Annotated in this window: 16 protein-coding genes; 8 read left to right on the top strand and 8 right to left on the bottom strand. The window is 48.0% G+C overall.

The genetic code is table 11. The features are described 5' to 3' along the window. Positions 1-5: 5 nt before the first annotated feature. The 7 genes from CR164_RS12520 to CR164_RS12495 all read right to left on the bottom strand — a co-directional run bounded on the left by CR164_RS12520 (position 6) and on the right by CR164_RS12495 (position 9,079). Positions 6-698, bottom strand: coding sequence for an HAD family hydrolase (locus CR164_RS12520; RefSeq protein ID WP_110024337.1), 693 nt, complete (start codon positions 696-698; stop codon positions 6-8). Further along, positions 637-4,245 carry a chromosome segregation protein SMC gene (gene smc, locus CR164_RS12515; protein WP_110024336.1) on the bottom strand — a complete coding sequence of 1,203 codons (3,609 nt, stop codon included), beginning with the start codon at positions 4,243-4,245 and terminating at the stop codon, positions 637-639. Before smc ends, CR164_RS12520 begins: the two co-directional genes overlap by 62 nt. Positions 4,246-4,357: 112 nt before the next feature. Continuing rightward, positions 4,358-5,251 carry a dihydropteroate synthase gene (folP, locus tag CR164_RS12510; protein WP_110024335.1) on the bottom strand — a complete coding sequence of 298 codons (894 nt, stop codon included), beginning with the start codon at positions 5,249-5,251 and terminating at the stop codon, positions 4,358-4,360. 447 nt (positions 5,252-5,698) lie between these two features. Continuing rightward, entirely contained in the window at positions 5,699-6,727 is a 1,029-nt protein-coding gene (locus CR164_RS12505) for a site-2 protease family protein (RefSeq protein ID WP_110024334.1), read from the bottom strand. Between the two features lie 122 nt (positions 6,728-6,849). Continuing rightward, a complete protein-coding gene (locus CR164_RS12500) occupies positions 6,850-7,821 on the bottom strand; it encodes a thermonuclease family protein (RefSeq protein ID WP_110024333.1) in 972 nt (323 codons plus the stop codon). 140 nt (positions 7,822-7,961) lie between these two features. After that, on the bottom strand, positions 7,962-8,114 hold the full coding sequence (locus tag CR164_RS13045; protein ID WP_153303697.1) for a hypothetical protein: 153 nt from the start codon (positions 8,112-8,114) through the stop codon (positions 7,962-7,964). Between the two features lie 62 nt (positions 8,115-8,176). After that, positions 8,177-9,079, bottom strand: coding sequence for a methyltransferase domain-containing protein (locus CR164_RS12495; protein ID WP_110024332.1), 903 nt, complete (start codon positions 9,077-9,079; stop codon positions 8,177-8,179). A gap of 132 nt (positions 9,080-9,211) precedes the next feature. Between CR164_RS12495 and CR164_RS12490 the strand changes: the two genes are divergently transcribed. From CR164_RS12490 to CR164_RS12455, 8 genes are all read left to right on the top strand, one after another. Then, positions 9,212-9,685 carry an RrF2 family transcriptional regulator gene (locus tag CR164_RS12490; RefSeq protein ID WP_110024331.1) on the top strand — a complete coding sequence of 158 codons (474 nt, stop codon included), beginning with the start codon at positions 9,212-9,214 and terminating at the stop codon, positions 9,683-9,685. A gap of 50 nt (positions 9,686-9,735) precedes the next feature. After that, positions 9,736-10,590 carry an ATP-binding protein gene (locus CR164_RS12485; protein ID WP_110024359.1) on the top strand — a complete coding sequence of 285 codons (855 nt, stop codon included), beginning with the start codon at positions 9,736-9,738 and terminating at the stop codon, positions 10,588-10,590. A gap of 89 nt (positions 10,591-10,679) precedes the next feature. Then, positions 10,680-11,090, top strand: a complete 411-nt coding sequence (locus tag CR164_RS12480) for a tetratricopeptide repeat protein (protein ID WP_110024330.1) — start codon at positions 10,680-10,682, stop codon at positions 11,088-11,090. A gap of 20 nt (positions 11,091-11,110) precedes the next feature. Next, complete coding sequence (gene hcp / locus CR164_RS12475) at positions 11,111-12,739, top strand: hydroxylamine reductase (RefSeq protein ID WP_161953535.1); 1,629 nt, start codon at positions 11,111-11,113, stop codon at positions 12,737-12,739. 73 nt (positions 12,740-12,812) lie between these two features. Further along, on the top strand, positions 12,813-13,469 hold the full coding sequence (locus CR164_RS12470) for a hypothetical protein (protein ID WP_110024329.1): 657 nt from the start codon (positions 12,813-12,815) through the stop codon (positions 13,467-13,469). A gap of 281 nt (positions 13,470-13,750) precedes the next feature. Continuing rightward, a complete protein-coding gene (locus CR164_RS12465; protein ID WP_110024328.1) occupies positions 13,751-14,593 on the top strand; it encodes an outer membrane beta-barrel protein in 843 nt (280 codons plus the stop codon). A gap of 649 nt (positions 14,594-15,242) precedes the next feature. After that, positions 15,243-16,748 carry an alkaline phosphatase gene (locus CR164_RS12460; protein WP_110024327.1) on the top strand — a complete coding sequence of 502 codons (1,506 nt, stop codon included), beginning with the start codon at positions 15,243-15,245 and terminating at the stop codon, positions 16,746-16,748. Between the two features lie 99 nt (positions 16,749-16,847). Next, entirely contained in the window at positions 16,848-17,972 is a 1,125-nt protein-coding gene (locus CR164_RS12455) for a YibE/F family protein (protein WP_239994561.1), read from the top strand. Between the two features lie 192 nt (positions 17,973-18,164). Here the strand turns inward: CR164_RS12455 and CR164_RS12450 are convergent. Beyond that, positions 18,165-19,466 (bottom strand): calcium-binding protein (locus tag CR164_RS12450; protein WP_146204175.1); only part of this gene is annotated, 1,302 nt, incomplete at its 5' end.

Here is a 19,466-nt window from a genome sequence, read left to right as displayed (position 1 = left end):
ATGAATTAAAGAGTTAGGATACGACTGACAACCTTTTCGGTGTCACTTAAATCGTCAAAAAGAGCTGCCGGGGAATGTGCACGGAGCCTTTCGGCTGAATAGGTGCCTGTTGCCACAGCGATACATTTGGCCTGGATGGTCCTGGCGCATGTGATATCATGTTCAGTATCGCCGATAATGACAACCTCTTCGCCCTTGAACCTTTTTCCTGTCAGGCTGTATGCCCGTTCGACTGCCACGACGGGTAGGTCGTTTCTGTGATAACCATCGTCGGCGAACGCACCGAATGGAAAGAAATGATTTATGGCCGGTAGTGCGAGTTTATGACGGCCCGAGCCTTCAAAGTTTCCGGTCAAAAGGCCAAGAGCGATATCGCTTCTTTCGGAAAGTGCTTGTAAAAGCTCTGGAATTCCTGTCATTAGTTCTATGTCTTCCGGGAGTAGCTGCTTTTTTACAAGATCAATATAGGTATTTTTAACGATTGTGAATTTTTCCGCGATATGTGAATCGTCCAGTCCGGCGTTTTTTAGGACTTCATAGATAATGACACTGTCCATCTTGCCGGCGAAGTTATGACTGCGCGCACTTCCTTCTGTGCCGTAAACCGCCATCAGGGCATCGATGAGTATTCTCCGGTTATTGCTGTTTGTGAGCAGCAACGTTCCGTCTATGTCGAACAGGACCAGTTTCTTCAACATTGGTAGTGGAAAATTCTTCTGATTGAGCTCTTCCGAGTTTGACCGGGATCAGTTTGGAAATCCCTTCTTCTTCCATGGTTACTCCATAAAGAGCCTGAGAAGAGGCCATGGTTTTCTTGTTGTGCGTAACAATAATAAATTGGGTGTTATTCTCAAATTTTTTGAGAAGTTTAATAAAACGATCGATATTCGCATCGTCAAGTGGGGCATCGACCTCATCGAGAATACAGAATGGGCTTGGCTTGACCAGATAAATAGCAAACAGCAACGAAAGTGCGGTCAAAGCTTTTTCACCACCGCTCAACTGTTCGATCGATAAAGGTTTTTTACCCCGTGGTTTCGCAACTATCGCTATATGTGCTTCAAGCGGATCATCTTCCTCGCTGAGCAGAAGATCGGCCTCATCTGTTTCCTCGAACAGCTCCCTGAATATTCGGATAAAGTTGTTCCTTACCGCTGAAAAAGTTTCTTCGAACTTTTTCAGTGCTGTTTTATTGATTTCCTCGATTGTTGCTCGTAATTGTGCTTCGGCGCCCAGCAGGTCCTCTTTTTGCTCTGTGAGGAAGTCGAGACGCTCTTTTTCTGCACCGTATTCTTCCAGAGCGAGTTCATTGATCGCTCCGAATCGTTCAAGCCGGGATCGCATGTCATCGATCTGTGCTTGAGCACTGTTTCGGTCGAAATTTTCAGGGGCTTGCTGTTCGATATCTTCGATTCGGCAGTTGTAGCGTGTTTCGACTGACGTGATAAGGTTGTCGATGGATTTTTCGAACTCGGAAGCTTTTCGTTGCAGTTCTCCGTGAACCTGCATTTCCACTTCATGTTTGCGGCGTAAATCTCTGAGGATGTTTCTTTTCTCCTGGTTTTTCAGCTTACATTCGTTGTAGCGCGTTTCCATTTCATTCAGCTTCTGCTGTTCGGTTCCTGATAGGACTACCAGTGATTCCAGTTCCTCTCGTCGTTTTCCGATTGCCTCGGTTGTTGATGCAAGAGAGGTTTCGACGTTGCATATCTCTGTCTCCATTTTTTCTTTTTCCCCAAGCAGTGACTTGCGGTTTTGTTCACAGGAGTGTATGCGAAGTCTGAGCTTTTCCAGTTCGAGCAAACTGTCTTTATAGTGGTTGTTTCGACGCTGGACTTCTTGGTTCTGGCGGTAAAGTATCTCTTCATGTTTACTTTGCCTGAGCCTTGCTTCTTCGAGTGTTTTGTGCAGTTGATGCTGCCCTTGCCGGTGGTTTTCCATTTCCGGCAGCAGAGCCTCGAGTTCAGCCGATATTGTTTGCATGCGTTTCTCGGCTTCGGCAACTTCGTTTTCCGTTCGGGTGATCTCCTGCTGCCGGGAAGCATGTTCCATATCCATGCGGACGAGTTTTTTTTCCTGATCACCAAGCTCTTTTTCTCGCAACGTCAGATTGCGCTCTTTTTCTTCAATGCGGATTTCATGGAGGCGGCTTTTGAGAGATTCGAGTTTCTTTTCCTCCTGCCTGATTTCTTTGCTCAAATCCCGTTCTTCTGCCAGGAGTCGTTCCCGTTCGGCTTTTTTGCCGAGCCGAAGGCCTTCGTTTTCGGTGCTGCTTCCACCAAACAGGATGCCTCGGCCTCCAATTTTCTCTCCTTCCGGTGTAACGAATGTACAACCGGGATTTGCAAGAGCCAGTTTTTCTGCAACTTCCAAGTTTCGGGCTATATAACAGTCCTTTGTGAGCAGTGAAACTGCATGATCCAGATTGGCAGGGACGCTTAAAATGTTTTTGATTTTTTGGGCTCCTTCGATTTCAGGATAATCAATCGGTTTTGAGCCTCTGAGCAGGTCGAGTATGAGAAAGGTCACTTTGCCCTTTCCGGCTTGTGACAGTGAGACGACGCAGGTTTTCGCTTCCTGGAGTGACGAGCAGACATAGTAGCTCAGCGATTCTCCGAATAGTGCATTGACGGCTTTGCGGTGTACATCGTCAAGCTCTATAAGATCGGAGAGACATCCGTAACCGGGTTTGTTTGCTTCCTTTTCGAGCCATGCTACTCCTTCGGGCAATCCTTCGTAGTTATCGAGAATGGAGTTTGCAAGAAGCAACCTGTTTTTCAGTTGATCATGCCGGGAACGTGTGTGTAAAAGGAATTCTTTTTTTGTGTCCAGCTTTTCTTTGAGATCGTTCTGCAGCTGCTTCAGTGAAAGAATCTCGTTTTTTTCGGTGGTAATGGCCGTTTTTTGTGTTTTGATGAGCTCGATAAGCTTTTGTCTTGCCGGGAATGTTCTCTCGATGATTTTTTGGAGTTCTTCCCTATGATTTCCAAGACGGCGTGTCAAGTTTTGCAGATGGTCCATTGTTGTTTCCAGCTTTTGCCGGGCGACATGGAGAAGTGAACCTTGCTTCTGGTGTTCCGAGATGCTTTCCCGTATTTTTTCAACATCTTCTTTTGACAGGGCCAAGGTGCTTTGCAGAGTATTCTGCTCTTTTTTGAGTGCAAGCAGTTCGTTTTCTTTTATACGACAATCGCTTTCGTAAGGTTCAAGTTCCTTGAAAAGCTTTTTTTCCTGTTCTTCAAACGCCATGAACTGGTGTTGTTTCTCGGCGATTGATTCGGTGATACGAACAATGTTGTTACGCAGGTTTTTTTCCTGTTCCTGCAACTGCAGGATGTGCTTTTCAAGCGTATGAAACGCTTTGTTTTTCTCGTTCAGTGCTGTCTGTGCTTCTGAAAGCGTGCCTTCCTGTTCAAGCTGCTCGAATTCGGATTCCTGTAACAAACTGTCCTGAGTGGCTATTTTTGCCGTCAACTCCTGGATGATTGATTCCTGAGCGTTTGTTTCAGTTCTGAGAGGCTGGAGTTTTTCGAGAAAATCGTCGTAATTGAGCTTGTTCAGGGTCAGGTCCAGATCTTTGAGTGAAGCGCTCAGCTGGTGGTGCTGTTCGGCTTTTCTGACCTGAGATTTCAGGTTCCTGACTTTTTTCGACACCTCTGCAAGAACGTCGTCCACTCTTTCAAGGTCACGGGTAGTGTTTTCAAGTTGTTTGAATGTCTGCTTGCGACGCTGTTTGTAACGGGTTATTCCTGCTGCTTCCTCAAAAAGCCGTAACCTTTCATCGCTTCTGTTATTGATGATTTCCTCGATCATCTTCAACTCGATCACGGAGTAGGCATCACTTCCCATACCGGTATCGGCAAAAAGGTTGAGTATGTCTTTCAACCTGCAGGGAACCTGGTTCAGGAGATAGTCACTGTCACCGTTGCGGTAGACCCTCCGTGTAACGGTGATTTCAGTATATTCGGTCGGGAGGATATTTCGTGTGTTTTCAATGGTGATGGAGACTTCGGACATGCTCAAAGATTTGAATTTTCTCGAGCCGTTGAAGATGATGTTCTCCATTTTTGTCGAACGCAGGAGAGAGGATTTCTGTTCTCCCAAAACCCAGCGAATAGCATCGACCACATTGGTTTTACCGCAGCCGTTGGGGCCGACAATCGCAGTAAGACCTTTGTCAAAAGTTATCTTTACTTTGTGCGCAAAACTTTTGAAGCCAAACAGCTCAATTTTGGAAAGATACATTTGCCTGTGTTGAGTTGACCGTAATGAGGGAGACAATTGGCGTAATCCATCACCCCCAACTATGTGAAGTCCGTTGCCGAAAGCACTGTTCCGCCTTCATGTGAGAAGAAAGTTAAGAAAAATTTGCTGATGCAGCGACCGCCAGAGTCTCTGTTGCTTCTGCAATGTCATGCACTCTGAGGATATTGGCACCGTTGGTCAGGGCTATCGCGTTGGCTGCAATGGTCGCCGTCAGCCTCTTTTCGGGACATGGGATATCCTGGTCGGGGTGTTTCTGTAGTGCCTTGCCGAGAAAGGATTTTCTGGAAAGCCCGACAAGCAATGGACGTCCCAGCACATGAAGATCATGGAGGTGCCGGAGCAGGGTGTAATTTTCGGATACGCTTTTGCCGAACCCAAAACCTGGATCGAGAATAATGTTGCATATTCCGTGTTGTTCTGCATTTTGGGTACAGTCAAGCAAGCCGTTTTTTACACGATCCAGGATATCTGTGTCAGCAGTTTGTGTTTGATGGCTCCACTTCATGTTTCCTGGGCGACCGGCTGTATGCATCAGGACTGCTGCAGCGCGGTATCGGCTACATACTGTAGCAATATTCGGGTCGAAACTGAAGCCGGAAATGTCGTTGATTATCTGAGCTCCGGCAAGGAGCGCTTGCTCAGCGACAACCGCTTTATAGGTATCTATGGAGATCAGGATGTCCGACTGTCTTCTCAGTTCTCGAATTACCGGAAGGGTTCTGTGAAGCTCTTCTTCAGCGTCAACTTTCGGGGCTCCGGGCTTTGTGGATTCTCCACCGATATCGATGATATCAGCACCTTCTTCTACCATTTTCAGTGCCTTTTCGACGGCACGGTCGATATCGGTTGTTCTCGATCCTGTTGAAAGAGACCCGCCGTCGAAAAATGAGTCGGGTGTACTGTTGAGAATACCCATGATTTTTGCCTGTCCTGTAAGGTCAAGTTCCCGATCACGGCATTGCAGGCGGTAATTACTGTGTTTCATACGCTCGATAGTTCAATGTTGTTATTCCCGTCGTGTCCCTGATTTTCCGTCGCAGTCACTTTGCCACGTGAGGTGCCCGTGGAAACACTCGTTACTTGCGGTGGATTATGTGGGGCCGGCCCGGGGATGACAAAAAGGAGACTGAACCTAAAATAACCGAAAAACCCATAAACCGTTCAGCAAGTTATATCGTATTGCTCGAAAAAAGTCATAGTACCCCCTGTAATACCTGTTCGGATTACTCAGGGATGCGGTATCCATAGTGAAAAGGGGATGGGTCGTAGGTAATGGGTGATCGGTAATCGGGAATGGGTAATCGGGAATGGAGGTGGCCGTTGGTGGAAAGTCATGCCGCACGTGATGCGGCATCCATGGAAACATTCAGAAGAAAATGGATCCCCGGGTCAAGCCCGAGGATGACGAAGAGAGGGGTTTCATGCTCTGCTTTTACGTTATTCCAAAAGGAACAGGGGTAAAGCACAAAAAGAAAATGATAATGGCAAGCCAGCCGGTTACCCTTTTTCCGGTAGAGAGCTGGTGATCTGTCATTGTGGGGGGATGACCGGTACCAAGAACCCTGGCCAGGATAAACGCCCACAGAACCCAGCCCGGCCATGACCAGGTTATGACGGATTCAGGAATAAATGGCGTTGTGCCGGGGGAAACAAGTTCGAACAGCAGCAAGCCGAGTGACGGCAATCCAAGTACCGTGATAATGAGTAAAAACGTCAAAGCGCTCGCTCTATGGATTTTTCGGCCGAACATTGCGTAAATGATATGCCCCCCATCGAGCTGGCCGACGGGCAATAGATTCAGGGCGGTAACGAAACAACCCAGCCATCCTGTGAAAAGATATGGGTAATGGTACATCTCTGTCATTGGCGGACTGTATGCAGGGGCAAGCGCTTTTTCAAGCAGGAGGTAAAGCAGGTTTTTCCCAAGAAAAAGAGTGTTTTCCGGGGGTGGAGAAGGAATACCTCCCAGAACCTTGTATTCTGGATGAACAGTAAAAATATAATCAATCGGAGGGAGGTGTGTAAAACCGTAAACAAGCAGACCGAAAGCTACTGCAAAGCCACAGAGAGGTCCTGAAATGCCGGTGTCGAACAATGCTCTCGTGTTGGGAATCTTGTCTTTGATACGAATGACGGCGCCAAGAGTTCCGAGGCTCAAGAGAAATGGGAGAGGTGGAACCGGGATGAAGTATGGCAGCGTGGCCCGCATACGGTGGTACAGGGCGGCAAAAAAATGGCCGAACTCATGCGTGCCGAGGAAAACCAGCAGTGAAACACCATATGGGATGCCGTAGCGGAGATCCTGCAGAAATGCTGAAACACTGTCGAATCTTGCGGGGTGCCCTGTCCAGAAGGCTCCTGCCCAGAGTGTTGTAAAAAGGGTGGTGATGAGCAGACCTGCATGCAGCATATAATTCTGCTCTGCAAGTATGCGTCTTCGAGAGGACAACTGTTGCCCCATGTCAGAATGTGCTATTGTTCGGAAAAACTGACTTTAATTATACGTTTTTTTGCAGGAAATAAATGGTGCGGGAATGAGGGAATTTGTCAGGCAATGAAAAAGGAAAAAAGATTTCATTGTCGCTATGGAGGTGCGTCTGTTATCTGGCTTGCTTTTGTTATGGTTATTTCAGGTTCACCATTGTAGAGTTTCAGCGGTCCTTTGATGTAAGCATAGTTTGTTCCGCCTTTTTCTACAGTCGAGCCGTCATAGCCGATCGTGAGGTAGCGGTGCTCGAGCAATCTGAGAATTTTCTGTCCTTCCCAACTGTAAATCCCGGGTATGAAAAGCTTGAATGGTTGGTTATCGGAGCCGGTGGTTACGATAACTTTTTCGGAATCGAGCAATGTTATCTGCCGGAGTTCGGAAAAAACGGTTGCGCTTTCTTCGAGCTGTGCCTTGCTGCGGATCTCATCGTAATCGATTCTTGAATCGAGGATCTTGTCGTGCGGGTCTTGGGTTTGATATGCCCTGAATGTTTCGATAACTCTCGCCCTGAGGTGCCACCACGGAAGCAGCCTTTCGTATCGGCGGAACCGTTTTCCGTTGAATACCCGGTAACTCCAGATTCCCCTTCCTTCTGCCTGGGCAAGAGCTTCTGCCCTGATGTAAGAGAAGTGTCTTTCCTCGGGCTGGGCGTAGCCGTATTTTGACATATATGGGCTCCAGCCTTCACGAATCATGATTTCCTGAAAATCCCGTTTGTCTTGCAGCTCGATATAGCACAGTAGTCTGCCGTAGTTTCCCCTGTGTTTCGCAAGAGCGACTTCGATTGGAGAGTTGTCCGGAAAGATCAACGTGACAGAGTCATCTTTACTCAGTAGGTCGCGTGCCCTTTTCTTTGCCTTGTTTCCGAGGTTGGTGATCGGTTTTCCCCCTTTATGGGTTTCTTTTTGGGAAAGATCGTTATCGCTGTGACACTCTTCGGTATCGAGAGCGAGTATCCTGAGGGTTTCCTCCCGATCATCGGCTACCGGTAGTGTTACCTTGATCGTATCGCCGTCGGTAACCGCTACTACGACTGCGGCTGTTGTTGTCTGGGTTTGCTCGGGCATGTGGGTTGAATACCGGATTTGATTGTACTATTCAAGATACTCTTCTGTCAAGATATTGTCGAATAAACGGCGTTACGTTTTTGTTACGGATTATTGTAGAGTTCCGAAGCGTGAACCGAGGATCCACATGCATTCTTGCTTCACCCTATGGATGCCGCATCAAGTGCGGCATGACTTTGGAGGAGTTGGACGCCGCATCGAGTGCGGCATGACTTCGAAAGAACTGGACGCCACACCAAGCGCACCATGACATTCCTCTCCCTGTCATCCTCGGGCTTGACCCGGGGATCCATTGAGCTGAACCGTTGTATGGTGGTTCGCTTGCGGGGTGTACAAACGCATGGAGCGATGTCCTTTAGCTGAACGGAATACTGAGAACGGTCAGTGGCCACGAAAATTCTGTTCTGTGCTGTTTTGAGCCGGTTGCTATCCAGGCTATAAGATCGAGTTCGAGTTCGGAGTAGAACTTTCTTGCGGATGTATAGCCGTCAAGGGTCAACGCAGAAATTCCCTGCAGCATGGCCACCAAAGGAACCCCTGCGAGAAGATCGGTTCCTCTGTGTCCGTCGAGCCCGAGAAATTCAGCTGCACCGTGCAAACGGCTTTGTACGATGATTCTCGCCAACTGACCGGGAGTAAAATGGTGGAGGCTCTGTGATATGAGGATGATGTCGCATGAACAGGTGTCGAGAGCATCCAGCTCGAATGCATTGATGGTTTTAAAACGAACCGGCAGGTTTTGCTCCTCTGCGGCCCGATTGCTGTATTCTACGTACTCTTCGACGATATCCGAACCGGTTATCTCTACGGGCAGCGACGATTGTTTTGCCTGGGCTGCTATTGCAAGAGCAAATCCACCTGAGCCACTTGCCAGTTCCAGTATTCTTGCCGGCCGTTTCTTTTCCCTGGCGATTTTACGTATTGATGGCTCGATGATCGAGATATATTGAGGGTAAAGCGACATCATATTGTTCATGTTGTCAAGTGCTTTGATCAACTTCAGCTTTTCGGCGGCGGTCAGGGATGGGTCATCCATACGCTCCTGTTCCCCTGTGCGTATCGACCGATCGATTAGTTCGTGTGCTAAAAAAAGGCCTCCCAATGTTTTTGAAACCTCGAATCGTTCATCAAGGAAAGCCTTATGATAGCGGTCTGTTACTGTTTCGAGTTCTTCCTGGGTTTGCCATTCCGGGGTGAGCCCAAGGTGGTTGCGAAGGTTTTTGATCGCGATATATCCAGCTGTTTTGAGCTGTAGCATAAGGTTGAGCTTTAAAGTATTTGCGCGGTGTGCAGGGATGCCGATTTTTTATGGCACTACCGTTGTTTAAAAAAAAGAATATTTTGGGATTTTTATAAATGATACTAAATTAGTATCAGTTAAAGAGGAATTATGAGAGTATTGACAAAAAACACCGATTATGCCGTAAGGGCTCTGCTTGTGCTTGGTGCGCATGAGGGTGAATACGTATCTGCCAGGAAAATTTCAGAAGAGCAGGGTATTCCTTATCAGTTCCTTAGGAGGATACTTCAGGATCTTTGCCGGCATGGTCTTGTGCATACCAAGGAAGGAGCTCATGGAGGAGTGATGCTCGATCGTGAGCCTGAAAGTATACGGATCAAAGAGGTTATAGAAATTTTTCAGGGTAAGATCGAACTTTCGGAGTGTATGTTTCGCAAGCAGCTCTGTTCGAATCGTGCCAATTGTGTGCTTCGCCATGAAATCCTGAGGATTGAACAGATGGTCAATCGGGAGTTTGAAGGGATAACAATCGGCAAGCTGCTTGATGATCTCAAGGCACTTGATGATGGGAAAATATCGGGTAAATCGTTTGTATCGGTTGACAATAAAATACAAGAAACGTGAACAGGGAGTGGTATGCAGTGCACAATCATGACCTTATGCAGGAAGCAACAATGAAAAGAGAGATCATAACCATAGACCAGACAAAGTGTGACGGTTGTGGTGACTGTGTGCCCGGCTGTCCGGAAGGTGCATTGCAGATTATCGACGGTCGGGCAAGACTGGTCAGTGATCTTTTCTGTGACGGGCTCGGAGCGTGTATCGGAACTTGTTCAAAAGGGGCGATAAGCATCGAGGAACGTGACGCCGAACCCTATGATGAGCGGCGGGTTATGGAAGAGATTATCATAAAAGGGGGAACAAACGTCATTGCTGCACATCTTGAACATCTCAAAGCGCATGGAGAAGAGGAATATTTGCAGCAAGCGCTGGCTTACCTGAAAGAAAAAGGGATTGAAAACCCGATAAACAACGACGTGCAGGGCAACCAGTCGTCCGAACATGAAGGCTGTGGATGTGCCGGTAGTGTGCTTATGGATTTCAGAAAAACCGGCAATGATGTGGAACAGGGCGAATCAACCGGACAGCAGAAATCCGAATTGACGCAGTGGCCGATACAGCTTCATCTCGTAACACCGCTCGCTCCTTGCTATCGGGATTCGGATCTTTTACTTGCTGCAGATTGTACGGCATTTGCAATTGGAGCATTTCATCCGGCTTTCATGAGGGGCAAGAGCATAGCGATTGCATGTCCGAAACTCGATTCGGGAATAGACCGATATGTTGAAAAGCTGAAATCTATGATTGAACTGGCGAATATCAACACCATTACCGTTGTGATTATGGAAGTTCCCTGTTGCGGAGGGCTTGTTTCAATTGTCAATCAGGCGCTTGACAAGGCGTCCAGAGACGTGCCGGTTAAAAAGATTGTTATCGGTGTGAGGGGAGATGTTCTTGGTGAGCGTTGATAAAAAAGGAAATCGTCACAAGGAAAAATGACTGAATAGGTGCATTTCGAAAAGCCGTCATTGATCTTTAAAAAATTGTCATTGAAGAGATGTTAAAAGATGCTTTGGGCAGTTATAGAGGCTCGGTCGAAGAACTTGACAGGATAATAGAGCAGTATCCGGAAAATGCCGAGGCATACTACAACCGTGCAAATGCAAAAAACTGTACAGGTGATGGCAAGGGTGCAGTAGATGATTACACGATGGCGATCGAGCTTGGGCTGAGACTCCGTGAGAAATTTCTTGCTCATGGAAACAGAGGTATAACCAGAGCCGATCTGGGTGATGTAGAGGGGGCGATGGAAGATTTTACGGCAATTATCAAAGCTTGTCCGAAAAGCAAGAGAATTCTGAAAACCGCCCTGTTTAACAGATCGTTGCTTAAAAGGGCAAGTGGTGACTTTCGAGGTGCCGATCAAGATTATCAGTATGCAGTATCTGTTGAAATACATAAACAATAAGCAAGGCAAGGAGGAGAATTATGGGGATGTATTGTGATCAGTGTCAGGAAAGCGTCCAGAAAACAGGATGTATCGCTCGAGGTGTATGCGGTAAAAGTGAAACCACGGCAAAACTCCAGGACATGCTTGTGTATGTTCTCGAAGGTATTGCAGTGTGTGTCGAAGCCTCCGGCAGAAGGGTGACACCAGAGCTTGGCCGCTTTATCAGTGAAGCGTTGTTTGTTACGGTTACCAATACCAATTTCGACGATGATGCAATCGTTGACAAGATTTTCGAGGCGTTGGCTTTGCGTGATGAAGTGAAACGTTCATTTTCCGGTGTTCAGTTGCATGACAGCGCTGTATGGACAGGTGAAAGCAAAGAGGATTGTATCAGGAAAGCCGAAACATCAGGTGTTGCGGCACTCAGTGAGAATGAAGATCTGCGCTCTTTGAAAAGCCTGGTGCTTTACGGGCTCAAAGGGCTGGCTGCGTATACGGATCATGCAGCGGTTCTTGGTTACGTTGATGAATCGATTTACGATTTCTATGTCAAAGCTCTGGCCTCACTGACAAAAGAAATGAATGCCGATCAGTTGACGGCATTGGTCATGGAGACCGGCGAAACTGCCGTAAAGGCAATGGCACTTTTGGACAAGGCCAACACGGAAACCTATGGGAATCCTGAGATCACGACGGTGAAAACCGGGGTGGGAAACAATCCCGGTATCCTGATATCGGGCCATGATCTCCATGACATGGAAGCACTCCTGAAACAAACCGAGGGGAGCGGTGTCGATGTGTATACTCATTGCGAGATGCTCCCGGCACATTATTACCCAGCATTCAAGAAGTTCTCTCACTTTGCGGGTAACTATGGCAGCTCCTGGTGGTCCCAGGACAAAGAGTTCGCTTCGTTCAACGGGCCGATTCTGATGACTACCAACTGTATTGTTCCTGTGAAGGAGTCCTACAGGAGAAGGATGTTTACAACCGGCAATGCGGGATATGAAGGCGTGAAGCATGTACCGGCACCGGAAAATGGTGAAGCGAAGGATTTCTCCGAAATTATCGAACTGGCCAAAACCTGCCAGCCACCGACAGAGATCGAGAACGGTGAAATTATCGGCGGATTTGCGCACAATCAGGTTATCGCTCTTGCTGACAAGGTTGTCGAAGCGGTAAAGTCCGGTGCTATACAACGTTTTGTTGTCATGGCAGGCTGCGACGGTCGTCAGAATACACGAGAGTATTACACCGACGTTGCCGATGCGTTGCCTGAAGATGCGATTATTCTGACGGCAGGTTGTGCCAAGTATCGTTACAACAAACTGCAGCTTGGTGACATCGGGGGCATACCGAGAGTGCTCGATGCCGGGCAATGTAATGATTCCTATTCACTTGCGGTTATCGCGCTCAAACTCAAGGAGGTGTTCGGTCTTGAAGATATCAACGATCTTCCGATATCCTATGATATTGCGTGGTATGAGCAGAAAGCTGTAGCTGTATTGCTTGCATTGCTCTCGCTCGGTGTGAAAGGTATTCGGCTCGGTCCGACCCTGCCGGATTTTCTTACCCCTGCTGTTCAGTCGGTCCTGGTCGAGAAGTTCGACATCAAACCAATCGGTATGGTTGAAGAAGATGTGAGCGCCATGATGGCCGGGAAATAAGCCTGCGGGCATGGAAAGTATTCCGTAAAATACTATTATAGGGGCTTCTTATAACTCAAAAAATGATCGTTATATGAAGCCTTTTTTTGTTGTGATAATGGTTTTCGCTGTCCTTTCCTTGTTCAGTTTCTCGGCGTCATTCGCTGCTGGTCGAAGCGTTGCCGGGGCATCGGATGCAACCGGCCAGTCAGCAGGTTCGCTCTCTGAGGTTGCAAGCCCGGCTTCAAGTAAAGGCAGCACTTTACATGGTGTTGACGATGAGCGTTTTCGACCCTCGATAAGTGTTTCGAAAGTCAAACCGGAGATCGTTTTTCAGATAGTCCGGGAATCACTCCTGACCTACTCTTTTCCGGGGAGTAACTATTTTATGCTGAACCTTCATACGACAGAGAAATTCGATCCGTCTTCACTCAATCCGGCGTCGATCAGTGTCAATCTCAAATACTTCAGGAACGGTAAGCTCACGGGGCAGGAGCTACTCAAGGGAAAATTCGTGAAAGCGAATTCAGATAATCCTCCTACAACCCCGTCGACGATTCTCCGGTGGAAATCCGACCAGACTCAATGGGCCACTCAATGTACAAACAGCACCGATTGCTATTGTCAGATCGATGTTTCCGTCTATGATACGCTCCTATCCGAAGAGGGGGCCAAACTCGACGGTGATCGTGATGGAGCACCGGGGGGGAACTACTATCACAGGTTTTTCAGGGGAATGTCCACTCCATGAAGACTCGGTCATTTTTTCCTGCCAAAACAATGTTCGTGTTACGTTCCTGTTAACCGGTATTCCCCTGCCGGACAGATAAACTACATTCTTCTCTATGCGTAAGAGAATCTCTATGGTTGTGCTGCACGCTTTTTGCGAGATTTTCTTGCGCTGTACCTGAAATACACGCCCCGGCTTGCCGGGGTTATGGCTTTTGTCCTGTATATGCCATGTAAAGAGGGCGTTTCGCGGCAATTGCTAAAGGCGTTCATACATTCATTACCCATAATAAAGGAGAGAAGATGCTCGATAGGTACTGGAAAAAAGCAGTGTTGACCTGCTGTGTTTTCTTGGGTTCTTTCAATCTGGAGGCGGGTCCGAGGTTGCAGCAAAAGAACTGGGAGATCGGTCCGGAAGTTTTCCATCAGACCTATGAGGAGCCTGGTGTGATGAAGGAGGAAGGGGTCATGTACGGTTTACAAGGTGCTGTTGAATTTCACGACTTCATGCCGGGGCCGATTCACCTGTTGAGGGTAGAGGGTGCCTATGCCTGGGGTGAACAGGACTATACCTCCGGCAGGACAGGAGATATCGATGATATCGAGGTTTCTTTTTTTGAAGTGCGAGGTATCCTCGGTCACGATATACATTTTCAAAATGGTGTTGTGACTCCCTATGTCGGATTTGGTTATCGCTGGAAAGAAGACCGCGCTGGTGGAATGGTTTCCACAACCGGTGCTTTGGGATATGACAGGGAATCGAACTATTCCTACAGCCCTATCGGGATTGCCTTCGAAGCCGATCTTGAAAAAGGTTGGTCGATAGGGGGAAGGGTCGAATATGATCTGTTTTGGGACGGTACACAGAGAAGCTGTTTCAGCGAACTGCACCCTTTGAACAGTGATCTGGTTAACGATCAGAATGAGGGATATGGTCTGAGAGCATCACTGAGGGTAACCAGGGAACTCGATGAAACATTCCTGCTTGCTGTCGAGCCGTTCTGGCGGTATTGGGATATCGAGCAATCCGAACTTGGTGATTTTGACGAGTATAACCCTTTCCTTGGCAAAGTGGTTCAAAGAACAGGATATGAACCTGCAAACAGTTCTACCGAGTACGGTGTAAAAGTCGTGCTTTTTTTCTGAAAAGCGGGCCTTTTCTTTATTTGCTCAAAGGATTTCCAGGCGGCTTTTGTCTTTGGCTCTCTCCCGGGAATCGAGGTGCTTTCCTCTTTTCCGTCATCCTCGGGCCTGATCCGGGGACCCATCTTTTTCTGAAAGTTTTCATGGATGCCGCATCAAGTGCGGCATGACGTCCCTCTCTTCCAGTCATCCTCGGGCAAGCCAAGCGCGATCCGGGGATCCATCGGCTTTCCTGTTTCTCTCATGGATGCCGCATCAAGTCTGCCATGACATCCCTTTCCCCGTCATCGTCGGGTTCGACACGTGGATCCATCTTCTACTGAAAGTCGCATAGATGCCGCATCAAGTGCGGCATGACATTCCTTTCCCTGTCATCCTCGGGCTCGACCCGGGGATCCATTGGTGTTGTTGTTGTTCAGCATTGAGGCTGGAGGGGATGATTTCAACCACAGTCGAAACCGGTTTTTGTGGCTGTTTTTTCTGCTTTCAAGATGTAACGTGTTGTTTGCATTCCTGTAATACCGCCTCAACATTCAATCGATATATTTTAAGCCGTTTTTGAATGAGAACGATGTTTCTTCAGCTATCTCATGATAGTCACGTTTCCCTTTTTCTTTCAGCAGCTTTTTTAATCTAACATGGAATTACAATCATGCAGAACACCAGAAAACCAAGAAGCTTTTTCCAGAGCCTTGTTTTTGGGCTAATGATGTCGATGCTTGTTGTGTCGATATCAGGTTGTGACGATGATGATGATGATGGGTCTGTAAACGCACCTTCATCCACCGACGAAACCGCCAAGTACATTTTCTTCTTTATCGGTGATGGTATGGCGAGTCCCCAGGTGAACATGACCGAAGCCGCTCTTGCCGATCCGAATTTCAGGCTTGTTAACGGTGCTATCACTCTCGGTGCTATGAATCTTCAGCATTTTCCTACTGCAGGTATGGCAACAACCTATGCCGAAGACCGTTACATCACCGGTTCTGCCGCCGCTGCAACAGCTCTTGCAACGGGTGAGAAAACTTCAATCGGCACCATTTCAAAAAATGTCGCTCATACCCAGGATTTGAAGACAATGGCTGAGATGGCAAAAGAAAAAGGCATGAAGGTCGGTATTGTTTCCAGTGTGAGTATCGACCATGCCACCCCCGCTTGTTTCTATGCGCATGCTGATAGCAGAAACGAGTATTACAATATAGCCAGCCAGATGGATGAAAGCGGTTTTGACTATTTCGGCGGTGGTTACGCGAAAGGTAATTTTCCAGGCAAAGGGGCTGGTGATGTCGAGATTCAGATGCAGAATGCAGGGTATGAAATTGTCGACAACCTTGGGGCTTTGAAAGGTGTTCAGCCTGGGCAGAAATGTTGGGCTTATACCGAATACGACGGTTCCGGGGCATTGTTTTATGAAATCGACCGCATGGGCACTGACCATATCTCTCTTGCTGAATTCACTGAGCAAGGTATCAGGCTGCTTGACAATCCGAACGGGTTCTTCATGATGATCGAGGGCGGTAAGGTTGACTGGGCTTGCCACGCCAACGATGTTGTCAGTGCAACGCATGACATGGTTGCTTTTGATGATGCTATCGGTATAGCGCTTGATTTTTACAACCAGCATCCTGACGAAACGCTTATCGTCGTGACCGGTGACCATGAATGCGGTGGCCTTTCGCTCGGCTATGCTTCTACCGGATACGATACTGCGTTCAGCCTCCTGAAATATCAGGATATTTCCTACCAGGAGTATACCGAAATAGTCGGGTCATGGAAAGGCACCGGTAAAACCTTTGCCGCTGCTCTCGAAGACGTTAAAGAGCATTTCGGTCTTGGTGACGAAACCCTCGATCCGGCACTTGCGCTGACCGACTATGAGAGAGACCAGCTCGAAGAAGCTTTTGACGATAGCATGAACGGTGGGTTCGACCGCAATGATGAGGAAGTTTTTCTGAAATACGGGCCTTACTACGATCCGTTTACCGTTACCGTTACACACATCCTCAACCAGAAGGCAGGTATCAGCTGGACAAGCTACTACCACACCGGTGTTCCGGTGCCTGTTTATGCTATCGGTGCAGGTGGGAACAGTTTCAGTGGCTCTTATGACAATACCGATGTAGCCAAGAAAATCATCGAGGCGGGAGAGCTGAACTAACCGATTGAAAGAAAAATCGATACATCCTTTTTCAAACCTTGCCTGAAAGAGCCCTGAACGGCTCTTTCAGGTTTTTTATTCCTCATGATTATGGATCGAATGTTTTTTAAGAAGGCCGATATCTATTTTGTGGCATTCGTTGTTGTAGCATCAGTTTTTCTCTGGTTTTTACCAACCGGTTTCGAAAAGCCCGAACTTCAAAAAAATACTCTGCGCGAACGGGGAAAGGTCGTAACGGTTGATGACAGCGATCTAAAGAGGGTCGGGTTGGTTTTGACCGGTGAACAGAAAATGGAAATCGAAATCCTTTCAGGTGAGTTCAAGGGCCGCAGCCTGGTTGCTTCCAATATTCTGATGGGGCAGATGAGTGTCGACAAGCTTTTCCGGGAAGGTGACGATATACTTGCAGTTCTGAAAATTGATGGAAAAACCGGTGAAATCATCAATGCAAGGGCAGCTGAACATTACCGGCTCGATATTGAGCTTATCTTGTTTGCACTATTCGGGTTGTTTCTGATTGGCTATGCCCGGTGGACAGGATTCCGTGCTTTGCTCTCCTTTGTATTTACAGCGCTTGCGATATGGAAAGTACTGATCCCGCTTTTTCTCAAAGGTATTCCTCCGCTTCCGATTGCTTTTCTCATTGTTTCGGTTACAACCAGTGTGGTCATGTTGCTTATCACCGGTTTTACGCGCAAAGGTGCGGTCGCACTTTCAGGAGCTATAAGCGGGGTAGGGGTCACGACGGTCCTTGCAATCCTTTTTGGCGCATGGTTCAGGGTACCCGGGACGGTTAAGGATTTTGCAGAGATGCTTCTCTACAGCGGTTTCTATTCTTTGAACCTTACCGGGATATTTCTCTCGGGGATTTTTATTTCCGCAGCCGGGGCTGTCATGGATATGGCTATGGATATTGCAGCATCACAAGCTGAAATTGTTGAAAAACATCCAGGGGTAAGCCGCAGGGAACTGGTGGTTTCAGGTTTCAGAGTAGGGCAATCGGTCATTGGTACCATGACAACGACCCTGCTGTTCGCTTATTCGGGTAGTTTTACGTTTGTGCTGATGGTTTTTATGGCACAGGGGACGCCTATGGAATATATTTTCAATGTAAGCTATGTGGCTGCAGAAATACTCTTGACCCTTGTAGGCAGCTTTGGGCTTGTGCTCGTAGCGCCCTTGACAGCTGTGCTGGGAGGGTTTATCTACACGGCAAGAAGGTAAAAAAAAGAGGCAGTCTCATGAGTCCTACAATGAGTCTTTCTGTAGTCATCCTCGGGCTTGACCCGGGGATCCATCTTCCAAAGAAGGCCAGTATGGATGCCGCATCAAGTGCGGCATGACTTTCTACCGGAACGTCTGCATGGTGACCGATAGCCGTGAAGCAGTGCTTTTGAGACAGTCTCTTGTGATGCATTACATGATCAGAGCATAACTGCCGGTTTCTTCAACGATATTGGCTTCGGTCATCAAGGCGCCATAGACGGTGACCGTTCCAAGAGCAGTCCCTTCAGCAGAAGTCATGGTTATAACTGTTGATTCGGCTTTGCCGTTGTTATTCAAGTCAACATGCTGAAAATCGAGACCGGTGGAATAGGAGTCAGGATCGTTGTCGTCATCAAAAATCATGATCGAATCTTCTTCTGATGCTGAAAAGTCATAAATCAGATCGTTGCCGTTCAGGGGTTTGAAATAGAACCTGTCGGCTCCGCTTCCTCCTTTCATGATATCGTTTCCGCCGTCGTCGAGAGAGACAAGATGATCGTTTCCGCTCTGTCCATAAAGCATGTCGGTACCGTTACCGCCGAGCAGCGTGTCGTCGCCATTGCCGCCGTATAGTAAATCATTGCCGTCACCCCCGATCAGGATATCGTTGTCGTTTCCGCCGTTGAGGTAGTCATCACCGTTTTCTCCATACAGCTGGTCATCGCCGTCATTGCCGTAAAGTTTGTCGGTACCGTCACCGCCATAAAGATAGTCGCTGCCGCTGCCACCATTGAGGTAATCGTTTCCGGCATCACCATACAGGCGGTCAGTCCCATCCTGGCCGTAAAGACGATCGTCTCCTTCGCCACCGGAGAGGGTATCGTTGCTATTCCCGCCGTAGAGACTGTCATCACCATGTTCGCCTGCCACCGTATCATCGCCATCCTGTCCATAGAGGTAGTCGTTACCGGTTCCTCCGCTTAAGATATCATCGCCGTTTCCTGCATTGAGGTAATCGTTACCGCTTTCTCCATACAGTTGGTCATTTCCGTCATTACCATACAGGTAATCATCGCCTTCTCCTGCAATCAAGGTATCGTTACCCTTGCCGCCGTACAGCCGGTCATTTCCGGCATTTGACGAAATGATATCATCGCCGTCATCGCCGCTCATCCTGTCATCGCCACCGAACGCAACAAGTATATCGTTCCCGGCACCGCCATACACCCTGTTGTTTCCGGTCCCTGCATCGAGGCGATCATCGCCGTTCCCGCCATTGAGGTAGTCATCCCCTTCTTCGCCGAGAATGGTGTCGTCGTCATCCTGCCCATAGAGGTAGTCGTCGCCGGTTCCCCCGTAGAGAAGGTCGTTGCCGGTTCCGCCGTAGAGCTTGTCATCACCGCCATTTCCGGTGATGGTGTCGATGCCGTCGTCACCGCTCATGGTGTCGTGACCATCACCGGCAGTGATGGTATCGTTCCCAGCCTTACCGTACAATCTGTTGTTTCCTTC

The sequence above is a fragment of the Prosthecochloris marina genome, from assembly GCF_003182595.1.
GTDB classification, from domain to species: Bacteria; Bacteroidota; Chlorobiia; order Chlorobiales; family Chlorobiaceae; genus Prosthecochloris; species Prosthecochloris marina.
The sequence above is the reverse complement of the archived record's forward strand: the minus strand, read 5'-3'. Positions and strand labels throughout refer to the sequence as shown.